This is a genomic window from Spiroplasma sp. hyd1, assembly GCF_016082235.1.
GTDB classification, from domain to species: Bacteria; Bacillota_I; Bacilli_A; order Mycoplasmatales; family Mycoplasmataceae; genus Spiroplasma; species Spiroplasma poulsonii.
This window is the reverse complement of the sequence record NZ_JXYY01000007.1, coordinates 22,805-35,204: the sequence shown is the minus strand read 5'-3', so window position 1 is coordinate 35,204 and position 12,400 is coordinate 22,805. Positions and strand designations below refer to the sequence as shown.

14 protein-coding genes, 1 tRNA gene and 1 pseudogene are annotated in these 12,400 nt (G+C 30.2%); 13 read left to right on the top strand and 3 right to left on the bottom strand.

Translation table 4 applies throughout. From position 1 onward, the window contains the following. Window positions 1–28: 28 nt before the first annotated feature. The 3 genes from pfkB to TS70_RS07145 all read left to right on the top strand — a co-directional run bounded on the left by pfkB (window position 29) and on the right by TS70_RS07145 (window position 2,004). Window positions 29–961 (top strand): 1-phosphofructokinase, encoded by a 933-nt coding sequence (gene pfkB / locus TS70_RS01835; RefSeq protein ID WP_198049240.1) that lies wholly within the window; start codon window positions 29–31, stop codon window positions 959–961. A gap of 329 nt (window positions 962–1,290) precedes the next feature. After that, entirely contained in the window at window positions 1,291–1,785 is a 495-nt protein-coding gene (locus TS70_RS01830; RefSeq protein ID WP_232332306.1) for an ATP-binding cassette domain-containing protein, read from the top strand. Between the two features lie 36 nt (window positions 1,786–1,821). Next, complete coding sequence (locus TS70_RS07145) at window positions 1,822–2,004, top strand: hypothetical protein (protein WP_232332305.1); 183 nt, start codon at window positions 1,822–1,824, stop codon at window positions 2,002–2,004. 6 nt (window positions 2,005–2,010) lie between these two features. Here the strand turns inward: TS70_RS07145 and TS70_RS01825 are convergent, their stop codons facing one another. Beyond that, window positions 2,011–2,853, bottom strand: coding sequence for a MurR/RpiR family transcriptional regulator (locus tag TS70_RS01825; RefSeq protein ID WP_198049239.1), 843 nt, complete (start codon window positions 2,851–2,853; stop codon window positions 2,011–2,013). Between the two features lie 239 nt (window positions 2,854–3,092). Between TS70_RS01825 and TS70_RS01820 the strand changes: the two genes are divergently transcribed. The 8 genes and pseudogenes from TS70_RS01820 (at window position 3,093) to TS70_RS01785 (ending at window position 10,641) form a co-directional block, all read left to right on the top strand. Then, window positions 3,093–3,341 carry a hypothetical protein gene (locus tag TS70_RS01820; RefSeq protein ID WP_198049238.1) on the top strand — a complete coding sequence of 83 codons (249 nt, stop codon included), beginning with the start codon at window positions 3,093–3,095 and terminating at the stop codon, window positions 3,339–3,341. Between the two features lie 46 nt (window positions 3,342–3,387). Continuing rightward, on the top strand, window positions 3,388–5,478 hold the full coding sequence (locus TS70_RS01815; protein WP_198049237.1) for a PTS transporter subunit EIIC: 2,091 nt from the start codon (window positions 3,388–3,390) through the stop codon (window positions 5,476–5,478). Between the two features lie 103 nt (window positions 5,479–5,581). After that, window positions 5,582–6,618 (top strand): annotated as a pseudogene (gene rlmN / locus TS70_RS08810) (23S rRNA (adenine(2503)-C(2))-methyltransferase RlmN). Between the two features lie 2 nt (window positions 6,619–6,620). Next, the gene (locus TS70_RS01805) at window positions 6,621–7,382 is read left to right on the top strand and encodes a PP2C family protein-serine/threonine phosphatase (RefSeq protein ID WP_040093996.1); all 762 of its coding nucleotides are present in this window, start codon (window positions 6,621–6,623) and stop codon (window positions 7,380–7,382) included. Window positions 7,383–7,463: 81 nt separating this feature from the next. Next, window positions 7,464–8,477: a serine/threonine protein kinase gene (locus TS70_RS01800; RefSeq protein WP_198049236.1), complete on the top strand. Its 1,014-nt coding sequence runs from the start codon at window positions 7,464–7,466 to the stop codon at window positions 8,475–8,477. Window positions 8,478–8,483: 6 nt separating this feature from the next. Continuing rightward, window positions 8,484–9,353, top strand: coding sequence for a ribosome small subunit-dependent GTPase A (rsgA, locus tag TS70_RS01795; protein WP_198049235.1), 870 nt, complete (start codon window positions 8,484–8,486; stop codon window positions 9,351–9,353). Window positions 9,354–9,365: 12 nt separating this feature from the next. Further along, complete coding sequence (gene rpe, locus TS70_RS01790) at window positions 9,366–10,046, top strand: ribulose-phosphate 3-epimerase (protein ID WP_040093990.1); 681 nt, start codon at window positions 9,366–9,368, stop codon at window positions 10,044–10,046. Beyond that, window positions 10,033–10,641, top strand: a complete 609-nt coding sequence (locus tag TS70_RS01785) for a thiamine diphosphokinase (RefSeq protein WP_198049234.1) — start codon at window positions 10,033–10,035, stop codon at window positions 10,639–10,641. The genes rpe and TS70_RS01785 overlap by 14 nt, the downstream gene beginning before the upstream one ends. Window positions 10,642–10,682: 41 nt before the next feature. Here the strand turns inward: TS70_RS01785 and TS70_RS01780 are convergent. Continuing rightward, window positions 10,683–10,767 (bottom strand) — tRNA-Leu (locus tag TS70_RS01780). 108 nt (window positions 10,768–10,875) lie between these two features. Then, window positions 10,876–11,073, bottom strand: coding sequence for a 50S ribosomal protein L28 (gene rpmB / locus TS70_RS01775; RefSeq protein ID WP_040093986.1), 198 nt, complete (start codon window positions 11,071–11,073; stop codon window positions 10,876–10,878). A 226-nt stretch (window positions 11,074–11,299) separates the two neighbouring features. Between rpmB and TS70_RS01770 the strand changes: the two genes are divergently transcribed. Together TS70_RS01770 and TS70_RS01765 are read left to right on the top strand one after the other, a co-directional pair. Then, a complete protein-coding gene (locus TS70_RS01770; RefSeq protein WP_127093118.1) occupies window positions 11,300–11,617 on the top strand; it encodes a hypothetical protein in 318 nt (105 codons plus the stop codon). A gap of 48 nt (window positions 11,618–11,665) precedes the next feature. Continuing rightward, the gene (locus TS70_RS01765) at window positions 11,666–12,262 is read left to right on the top strand and encodes a hypothetical protein (protein WP_198049233.1); all 597 of its coding nucleotides are present in this window, start codon (window positions 11,666–11,668) and stop codon (window positions 12,260–12,262) included. The last annotated feature ends 138 nt before the right edge of the window (window positions 12,263–12,400 follow it).

Below are 12,400 nucleotides of genomic sequence, written 5' to 3'. Positions count from 1 at the left end.
TTAAAATAAGAAATAAAGGAGTAAGAAGATGATTTATACATTAACGTTAAACCCAGCAATTGATCAAATTATTGAAGTTCCTAATTTTCAGTTAGGCGAAACAAATAAAGCAGTTGGGGAATATGATGTCATTGGTGGTAAAGGAATTAATGTTGCTGTTATGTTACAACACTTAGGTTATCCAACAACGGCGTTAGGATTTTTGGGTCGTGATAACAAGGAAATGTTTGAACATTATTTAACAGAGCAACAAGTGCCGGCTTATTTTCATGAAGTTAGTGGTAAAACCCGTACGAATATGAAAATTAAAAGTTTAGAAACTAAGCAAGAAACAGAATTAAATGGGGTTGCTTTTGCAATAACAGATGCCGATGTTACCACAATTTTAACCTTAATTAAAGCAAAAGTAACAAAAAATGATTGTTTAATTATTTCTGGTTCATTACCACAGCATTGTGATCATAATCTTTATCAAATCATTAGTACTTATTGTTATGACCATCAAATCTCATTTGTTGTTGATGCAACAAAAGATGCATTATTATCAACTTTAGCAACAAAACCATTTTTAATTAAACCAAATTTAGCGGAATTAAATGAATTGTTTGGAACAAATTACGACTTTAAGCAAGTAACAGCAATTGTTGCACTAGGCCAAAAGCTTCGTGCGCAAGGTGCGCAAAATGTTTTAATTAGTAGTGGCAAAGATGGGAGTATTTTAATAACAAAACATGATGTTTACTTAGCAAATACAGCAACAGGACAGTTAGTTAATTCAGTTGGAGCTGGTGATTCAATGGTTGCTGGTTTTGTTGGTACTTATTTAGCAACAAAGGATTATCAAGCGGCATTGTTAATGGGAATTTGTGCGGGTTCAGCAACTGCTTTTAGTCCGGGGATTGCTTCTCGTGAATTGGTTGAAAGTTTAAAACCACAAATTACAATTACAATTTTTAAATAAAAAAAATGATATTTTTTAAAATATCATTTTTTTTATTTTATGTATATATCGCTATGACTATGTTACGTTACTTATTGTACTTACAATTCTATCAATCAGTGTACCAAAAAATTGGCAGACAGTTTGGGAAAAACTATTTTTCCCATCTTAATTATATTGTCTTTTTTTGTGATAGGCAATTATTTAATTATTTTTTTATAAAAGTGGTAAAGTTTGGTAAATTGCTATTTTTTTCTTTATAAATTATAAATTGTCCTAAAAATAAGCTTCGCTAAGATTTAATGGTAGAATAAAAAAGAGTTTAATTACAATTGTTAAAGGAAAAAATTATGGCAGAAGTTATTTTAGAAGTAAAGGCGGTCAGTAAAAAATATCATCAAAAATATGTTTTAAAAGATATTAATTTTACAATTCACCAACATGAAAAAATTGGCTTAATTGGTGCTAATGGAAGTGGAAAAACAACCTTAAGTGAGATTATCGCTGGGGTAAGAAAACCTAGTAGTGGTGAAATTATTTATCATCAAGAGGTAACAATTGGAATCCAATTTCAAAACTCACAGTATCCGCCGAGGTTAACACAATTGGATATGATTAAATATTACTGTGATACTTTTAAATTAAATCTAACCGCCAGTGAAATTAAAGAGCTATTAAAAACTTATCAATTAACAACTGTAATGAAAAAGAATATTGCTAAATTATCGGGTGGTCAACAACAACGATTAAATATTTTATTATCCGTTATTCACCAACCCCAATTAGTAATTTTAGATGAAGTTTCAACGGGGTTAGATATTGCCGTTAAAGAAGTTATTTTTTAGTTTTTAGAACAAAACATTATTACTAACCAGTGAGCAATGGTTTTAGTTTCACATAATATGGAAGAAATTGAATGGTTTTGTGATCGCATCATTTATTTAGCTGCTGGTGAAATTAAAGCCGATTTACCAGTTACAAAAGTTGTTAAACAATATGGCAGTGTTTTTAATTATACAAAAGAAATGTTTGAAATTGAGCAAAATAAAAACTCTTTAAATTAAGAGTTTTTATTTTTTTATTGCGCCTTTGTTGTACTCCTCAGTAATTGCGTTTGCCGCCTTGATTTTTTCTTCTAAATTTGGATGAATTTTTAATAAGCTTCGAAAAATAATATCCGAGATTAAAATTTGCACAATTTTAGAAGATAAAGCGGGAAAACGCTCATTTTCTTTGGTATGAACTTCAAAGAGAATTTTATGTTTAATTTTATACAATTGGTCAGCATTAGGATTGTTAGTAATAAGTGCTACATTAATCCCAAGTTTATTTGCTAAATTAATAACATTAATAATTTCGTTGGTTTTTCCTGATTTACTAAAAATGATAATTAAATCATCCTCATCGACGTTTTGCATTGTCACCATTAAAGAATGAATATTTTCTGTTGTAAAACAGTTGTATCCAATCATATTTAAGTTACTATGTAAAACACGACAGGCGAGGAAGGAACTGCCAATACCAAAAGCAAAAATTCGCTTTTTGATAACAATATCATTGATTAGACGATCTAAAGCGTCTAAGTCAATATTGTCGATTGTTTCATGAATACTATAAGAATAATAGACACGCATATTGTTAGCAATATCTTTTAAATTCATGGTTTCATTAGTTTCATAATTTTTGTTTAAAAAATTTAATCGTTCATAAATATGCATTTGCAATTCTTTGATATTTCTAAAACCTAAATGTTTTGCCATCCGTGTAATAGTTGATTCACTAACATAATAAGCCTTGGCTAATTCAGAGATGGTTTTACTAGTAAACAATAAAGGATTTTTAATAATTTGTTCAATTACTGATAGTTCAGTATCGGTTAAGTTAGTTTTATCATATGTTAATAAGGATAACATAGAAACTCCTTTCTTTATGATTGCCATGAAAATTATTTTCATAATATCAACTATTTCTATTTTACAACATATTAGATAAATTATAAAGTAGAAAATGATTTGCAAGTTTAATTAAAATATATAAATTATAAATTTTTAAAGAAAAATATTCTATAATAAAAATATAAAATAATAAAAATTCTATGGACAAGTCTGGTTATGATAAAATTATTTTAGTAGAAAAGAGTAACATATCCAAAATGATTTTAAGTTTATCACCACAGAATATTACATATTTGGCAATTGTACTTTTTGGTATGATTATTGGAACAATATTATTAATTGTTTGAATTATCCAAAAAAGGCGATTAGCAAATAGTGGCGATTATTATGCTAAAAATAATACAAAATTAGATTTGTGGACTTATATTAAGCGGAATATTGCTTTATACGGAGCATTTTTTTGCTATGTTATTGGAATATCAGGCTTTTTCTTATTAGTTTTATAGAAAGTAATATTATTTTAGAAATTATTTTAAAAGGAGAAAGTTAAAAATGAGTGAACAAGCAAAACTTAAGCCATTTGTCTCACGAGCATGATGAAAACAGTCAAATCAGAGGACAATGGCAACGCTGAGCAAATTAAGTAAAGCGTTCTTGTTACCGATTGCATTGTTACCGATTGCCGGAATTTTCTTAGGAGTTGGAGCAACAATTTCATCAAAAGTTGACCCCGCTTCAGCAGCATGATATTTTGGTAATTTTTTAAATAAAATGGGGGATATTGCTTTTGGTAATTTACCAGTTTTATTCTGTATTTCAGTGGCAATGGCTTATACAGAAGATGCCGGGGTTGCAGCTTTAACATCGGTTGTTGGGTTTTTAGTTTTTAATGCCATTCAGTTGTCATTATTAAACGAAGCATTTGCCCACATTCAATATGTTGTTGATATTGAGGGGGTTGCTAATCCAATTAAAGGATTAACGGTTGATGGTTTAAAATCAGCCAGTCCAACCTTATTGACGGCTGATGAGTTATTAAATTATATGCGTAATAGTGAGATTTATCAACGATTATTTGATAATCCAAATGCAAAAATTGTGATTGTTAGCTCAGCACGAGTAAGTGATCAGTTTAATTTGTTATTTTATACTGGTCAAACTTGAGCGGTACAAAGTAAATTATTAACTACTAATTTAGGGGTTAATTCATTAAACACCGGTGTTTTTGGTGGGATTTTTGTGGGGGCGATTGCAGCATTTGCCTTTAATCGTTTTCATAAAACACAATTACCTTCAGCACTTAGTTTTTTTAGTGGAACTAAATTAGTGCCAATTATTATGTTTTTAGCGGTAATTCCGTTAGCATTTATTTTTATGATTATTTGACCTTTAATTGGAACAGGGTTAGCTTGATTTGGAAATAACTCCGGAAAATTACCTGTTGGGTTAGATTCGTTAATTTTTGAAATTTTTGAACGTTCATTAGTACCATTTGGTCTACACCACGTTTTTTATTCACCATTATGGTGAACACAAGCGGGGGGGAGTATGGCTGATTTAATTGCTAATGTTTTGAAAGACCCGTTAAGTTATATGGCTTTCTTAAAAGATCTACAAGCTGCTGGTTATATTGATGCTAGTGTTGATGTGGCAAAAATTAGTGCTGCTGATGCAATCGTTGCTGTTAACAGTTGAGTATCATCATTAAATGCTTCAACAATTTCAGCAGTTGGAGATCAAACGATTATGTATAAAATTATTGCTGATCCAAAGATTACCTTTACAATGGTAGAACATATGGGCTTAAATCTTGGCCGATTCCAATCTGGAAAATTCCCATTTATGATGTTTGGATTACCAGCTGCCGCGGCGGCAATGTGGTTTAGTGTTCCAAAACAAAATCGTAAACAAGTGATGGGGATTTACTTTTCAGCAGCCTTTACTTGTTTCTTAACAGGAATTACAGAACCAATTGAATTTACCTTCTTATTTGTTGCACCGTGATTATTCTATGGGGTTCATATGCCATTATGTGCAATTTCATTTATGTTAATGGGATTATTACATGTTCATACTTCGATGACGGTGTCAGGAGGATTTATTGACTTTATTGTCTTTGGAATCATTCCATTTGTTGGTGGTAAAGGAACAAACTTCTACTGAATTTTAGTTGTTGGAATCCCATATATTGCAATTTACTTTGCGGCCTTTTACTTCTGTATTAAATACGGAAAAGTTGGCATTCCTGGTCGTGATGGTAGTGCAAAACTATACACAAAAGCTGATTTTAAGGCAAAACAAGGTGGTAGTGAAGCTAGTGCTGTGCCAGCGAAAGGCGATGCGGCCAAACGTGAAAAAGCCCGCAAAATTATTGAATTTTTAGGTGGACCAAATAATATTACTGCTGTTGATTCATGTGCGTCACGCTTACGAGTGACAGTTGTTGATAGTAGCGTTGTTGATCAGAACGGGATTAAATCCTTAGGGGGAAGTACCGGGATGATTGTTCGTGGTAAGTCAGTGCAAATTGTCTATGGTGGTGAACAAGAAGTTATTAAACCATATATGCGCGAATTATTAGCGGCAATGCGAAAGGAACAAGCAGCAGCAATTCCAAATGGACAAAGTCCAAAAACTAAATAAATTTTAAAAAACATTAATAATTTTAATTAATGTTTTTTTTGTCTATTTTATCAAATCCAATTTTATGATAAAATTATATTATATAAAAGTGGAGTGGAACATAATGACATCAATTTTTGAATATCCAAAACAGGAACTACAATCAGATTTAGTGGCTCATGGTTTTAAAAAATATTTAGCAGAGCAAATCTTTGATTGAATATATGTTAAAAACATATATTCTTTTGATGAAATGACAAATATTTCAAAGCCAGATCGCATCAAATTACAAGAACATTATACAATTGAACCGTTAAAAATTGCGGTGCAGCAGCAATCAAAAGATGGCACCGTTAAATTTTTATTTGAATTAGCGGATGGTTATAAAATTGAAACGGTATTAATGCCACAAAGTTATGGTAATTCGGTTTGTGTTACCACCCAAGTTGGCTGTAATATGGCCTGTACCTTTTGTGCTTCAGGCTTATTAAAAAAACCCGAAATTTATCAACAGCGGAAATTGTTCAACAAGTAATGATGGTTAATCGTTATTTAGCAACAACAGGAGAACGTGTTAGTCACATTGTTGTAATGGGGATTGGTGAGCCATTAGATAACTTTGAAAATGTTATTAATTTCGTTAACATTATTAATGATTCAAAAGGTTATCAAATTGGGGTGCGTCATATTACAATTTCAACTTGTGGTTTAATTCCGAAAATTAGACAATTTGCTGATTTAAAAACACAAGTAAACTTAGCAATTTCATTACATGCGCCAAATAATACAATTCGAAATCAATTGATGCCAATTAATAAAGCATATCCGGTTGAAAAATTAATGGATGTTGTTCGATATTATATTGAACAAACTAATCGTCGGGTTACATTTGAATATATTTTAATTGAAGATGTTAATGATAGTCGTGAAACAGCCTTAGAATTAGCAAAATTAATTCGGGGAATGAATGCTTATGTTAATTTAATTCCCTACAATACTGTTGCTGAAAATGGTTATCAACGGAGTACTAAAATTAACCAGTTTTTTGAAACATTACAACAGCAAAAAATTAATTGTATTGTTCGTCGTGAATTTGGGCACGATATTGATGCTGCTTGTGGGCAGTTACGTGCCAAAAATGAAGGGATTATTAGAAAATAATTATGCAAATACGCTTTGGATACAAGACAGATATTGGGGCTTACCGGAGTAGTAATCAAGACTACTTTGATTTTGCAAACAACAGCTTTAATAATTATATTGCGATTGTTTGCGATGGAATGGGAGGTCATCAACACGGAGAAGTGGCTAGTAAAATGGCTGTTGATAGTTTAGTTGCTCATTTTAAACGAACAAATTTTAATAATTTAACAGATGAAGAAATTAATAAATGATTTCGCCAAACAATCTTATCAATTCAAGAAGAAATGGTTGCTTATGCTCAAATTTATCCTGATACAAGTGATATGGGGACAACTGTTGTAGCAGCTCTTATTGCAAATGAAAAAGTATATGTTATTAACATTGGTGATTCCCGGTTGTATAAATTACATTATGATAAAATTTATCAAATTACAACAGATCAAAATATGGAAAATTCAACGGAATATCGTGAAAAGCAAGAACTAGAGTTTCAAGGACAATATAAAAAACAGTATAACATGCATACTTTTTGAAAAGTTTTAACAAGTGCTTTAGGACCAACAAAAACCTTAAAGATTGATACATATGTTATTGAAGATATTAAAGGACAGTATTTATTAACAACAGATGGGATTCATGATTATGTTGATGAAAGTGATATTATTGATAGTTTAAAATCAGCAAATAAATTAAATGATAAAGTTAAAATTTTAATTGACCGCGCCTTAGAAAATTTATCAACGGATAATTTAACTGGGATTATTTTTGAAATAACAGATTAAACTCTGTTATTTTTTTCTTCTGTTCGTTTTTATGTTATTATGTTTACAAGTTGAAGATAATTCAAAATAAGGGTGCGGAAGATGGAACAAATTACAGTTGGAACTATGTTATATAATCGTTATCAGATTTTAGCTAAAATTGCCGACGGGGGAATGGCTGAAGTTTTTGAAGGATATGATACGTTATTAAAACGATATGTTGCAATTAAAATTATGACTTTATCGTTATCAAAAAATAAGGAAGCTGTTGATCGTTTTAATAAGGAATATAATTCTATTGCTCAATTTTCACATAAAAATGTTGTTAAGGTTTATGGGTCTTTTGAAGCTTATGATCGTAATTGTTTAGTGTTAGAACTAGTAAAAGGTTATACTTTAAAAGATCGGTTGTTAACGCTAGGACCTTGTACTGTGAAAGAGCTGTTATATTTTTTTGATGAAATTAATTTAGCAATTACTGAAGCGCACCAAAATGATATTATTCACCGTGATATTAAACCAGAAAACATCTTAATTTCATATGATGGCAAAATTAAAGTTTCTGATTTTGGGGTGGCAATTTTAGAAAACAGTGAAGATTTAGAATCAGGTAAAATTATTGGAACATCAAAATATATGGCTCCCGAAATTGTCCAGTCTAGACCAGCGAGCCGGCGAAGCGATATTTATGCGTTAGGAATTATGTTGTATGAATTAGCAGTTGGAATGGCCCCCTTTGTTGGTAAAAACCCAACTTTTGTGGCAGTTAAACATGTCAAAGAATTACCATTACGTCCTCGGTTGATTAACCCCGCGTTACCACAAAGTTTAGAAAATGTAATTTTAAAGGCAATTGCTAAAGACCCGACCGAACGGTTTCAAACGGTTGCTGAATTTAACGCTAGTTTGCAAGCTGTTGAAAATTCTGAGCATCAATATGATAAACCATTAAAATTACGTAATTACCTTGAAGTTAAAGGTAAACGTGGGAAAGTTCATAATCGTTATTATTCTTATCCGTGGTTTTTACAAATTAAAGTTGTTTTTTGATTAATTTTTCTAATTGTTGCTTTTTTAACAGCAATGATATGCCTTTGCTTGTTATTACCGAGGTAAAATTATATGCATCAAACAGGAATGATTGTTCAAATTATTAGTGAGTTCTGTTATGTTAAAAATAATAAGGATCACCAAATTTATGTTTGTAAAGCAAAAGGAATTTTTCGGCACCAAGAAATTAAACCGGTTGTTGGTGACTATGTTCAGTTTGAAAAACAAGATGACAAGCAAGGAATTATTTATCAAATTGCGCCGCGTAAAAATGAGTTATACCGCCCACGAATTGCCAATGTTGATCAAGTTATTATTATTACAGCAATGGTTGAACCAACCTTTAATTCATATTTATTAAATAAATATTTAGCGTTTATTGAATATAAAGAGATAAAACCAGTGATTGTTTTTACAAAAAAAGACTTAATAACAACTGATGAGCTTTATCAAAAATATTTTAATTGGTATTCCCAGTTAGGCTATGAAGTTTATTTTATTAGTAATAAAATTGATGATAAAGCAACTTGACAACAATTTGAACAAATTTTTCAAAATAAAATTTCGGTTTTTACTGGTCAAACAGGGAGTGGTAAATCATCAACATTAAATACATTATTACAAGATGAGGTTATTAAAACCCAAGAAATTTCAAAAGCATTAGGGCGAGGAAAACATACAACAACAACGAGTGCTTTATATGAATTGTTAGATGGAATGATTGCTGATACGCCTGGTTTTTCAACTTTTGATTTAAGAGATTATCAAAAAGCATCATTAGCAAGAGCATATAATCTTTTTGCCCAGTATGCCAATGAATGCAAGTTTCGAACTTGTTTGCACTTACATGAACCACATTGTAAAATAAAAGCATTAGTCCAAGATAAAGTAATTCCACTCTTTTTTTACAATGATTATGTGCGAATTATGCAAGAACAATAGAAAGAGGTTATAATGAAAAAATATTTTGTTGCTCCGAGTGTTTTAAGTGCTAATTATTTAGCTTTAAAAGATGATTTAACAGCCATTACAAGAGCGGGAGCGGAATGAATTCATTTTGATGTAATGGATGGGGATTTTGTTCCGAACCTAACGTTTGGACCAAAAATTTTAGCAGATATTAGAAGTGAAAGTAATTTACATCTTGACTGTCATTTAATGGTTAAGATTAAAAATAGGAGTGTTGAAAGTTATTTAGTTCCCTTTGTTAAAGCTGGGGCTTCATCAATCACCTTACATTATGAAGCTTTGACCCCAGAACAACTAACAGAATTTTTAGCATTACGAACAAAATTGAAAATAAAAATAGGATTAGCGCTTAAGCCAGCAACACCATTAATAGTAGTTTTACCATATCTTGCGCAATTAGATTTAGTATTAATTATGACTGTTGAACCTGGTTTTGGGGGGCAAAAGTTTCTTCCTGCGGCAGCAAAGAAAATTAAAGAGTTACGAGGATATCTTGATCAGCATCAGTATCCAACTTTAATTGAAGTTGATGGGGGGATTAATGAACAAACAGGATTAATTTGTAAGAACTATGGGGTTGATGTCTTAGTAGCGGGAAGTTATTTATTTGACCACCCTGATTTAGCGGAACGTTTACAAGGATTATTAGCTAATGAAACCAACTAAAGTGTTAATTGTTTGTTCAGAAACGAACTTAGATTTAAACCAATACCACGATTATTACAAAATTGGCGTTGAACGGGGATGCTTAGATTTAATTAGAACTTTTAATCAGATTGATTTAGTGTGTTGTGATCAAGACAGTTTACAAGATGATGAATTAGCACTTATTACTAGCAAGGCCAAAGTAGTGTTAGAAATTTCGCAAGTTAAAGATTATATTGATGGTGAAATTGCGATTCAAGAAGCATTAAAGCTCCAACCAATTGAAATTATTTTAATTGCCCAAGGTCATCGTTTTGATATGCAATTAAGTTGTCTTAACTTTATTTATCGTTATAATGTTATTTTTATTAATGATCATACTTATGCTTATTTATTGCAACCGGGAATGAATGAGGTTATTAGAAAACCAGAATATCGTTATTTTTCATTATTTGCGTTACAAACAGCGACGGTAACAATTACTAATTTAAAATATAATGTTGAGGATTTACCATTAGTTGGCTTATCTGCTAATGCAATTAGCAATGAATTTGTTAGTGCCACTGGTAATGTTAATGTTTTATCCGGACAAGTTGTTGCAATTTATAGTAAATAAAAAATCGGTAAATATTACCGATTATTTTTTTGTTTTAAAATTGGTACCCATGATCGGGCTTGAACCGATACGAATTTCTTCGGTAGATTTTGAGTCTACTGCGTCTGCCAATTCCGCCACATGGGCATTTAGATACCAGTTTAATTTTATCGTATTTTATAAAAAAAGTAAGGATAAATTTTAAAATTTATCCTTACTTTTTTTCATTATTTTTCAAATATTTCCTGGTTTTTGTTATTGTGCAATTTGCCCTTTGCGTTTTAATGTTTTTAAAGTTCTTGTTGCTACTCGTAATGTTTTAACTTTACCATCAACAACAATGCGAACTTTTTGTAAATTAACATTTCATTTACGACGAGTTGCATTTAACGCATGTGAACGCTTATTACCTGATAAAGCACCTTTGCCAGTAATTTCACATTTTCTTGCCATGATTTCACTCCTTTATATCTACATACTATAAAATAATAGCGAATTTTAACTTTAAAAGCAAGAAAAAAATGATTTTTTATTAATTTTTTATATTTTAGATTTTTTAAATTAAACCCAAAAATATTTGGTATTTTTCTTGTTATAATACTAGTAGATATCAAACGTAACTATGAATTGAAACTATAATAACAAATCAAAATCAAAATTAAAATCTGAGGTGATATAGATGAAAAAAACTAGTGTTTTTTTAGCGCTGGGTAGTATCTTATTAATTATTATTGGGATTAGTATGTTTGTTACAGAAGAAGGATTGTTTGCAACATCAGTCTTTTTTCTCCTTGGTGGTGTTACTGGTATTGTTGTTTTTTGGTTTATCTTTTATTTTGGTTGAAGTGAACCTAAAAATACTAGTTCGCGTGATTCAAAGCAAATTATTATTACTAAGAAAAAATTGCTAAATCAAGAACTTCAAAATAAAAATTATTATTGAGAAATAGCAGATAAACTAAATGCTTTTTGTATTTATACAATTTATTATTTTTAAAAAAATATCGATAAAATTGAAGAACAATTAATTCAACGAGCAAGTAAAATGAACAATTTTAATCCTAGTAAAGAAGAACAAAAATCTTGAAAATTTAATTTATTAATTATTCAAAATTTATTACTAGATAGTAAATTGCCCGATGATGTGTTAATTGTTTTTGAATGAATTCAAAAAAATCAAACTCGAATTGATATTACTTTATTGGGTGTTGATAAAAATAGCAAACGAAATATTATGACAATTGAAATAAAAAATTGATCAGCTCGTTCAACAGCATGGAATATTTATTGAGAAAAAGATCAAAATTGTAATCGCAACCCTCATCCTTACCATAAAGCAGAAAAACAATATCTTGCAATTAACGAGCTTTTACGGCAAAGAGGGTTAGATAGTATTATTAATTTAAAATCATGTGCATATTTACCGTTATACGATTATCCAAGAAAGCATCAGCGTCCTTTTAATAAAAATGATGAGTTAATTTTTAATGCGGAAATTATTAATAAACTTAATAAAAATGAAGGGATTTATCAGGATATTAAATTAATCTTACAAAATAATCGCAATGCCTTAATTGATAAAATTCAGACTATGTTTGAAAATGGTCAAGGTAAGATGGTTGTGAAATTACTGGTAGATTAAAAATTAACTATTTTTGGAAAGGATTATATGTAGTTAATGCATTAAAAGCATTAATTTAAACAAACATTTGTAATAATAATTATATTACAGCGGTATTAAATAAAATAATAATTTATTTAAATTAATGGCAGTCTTTAT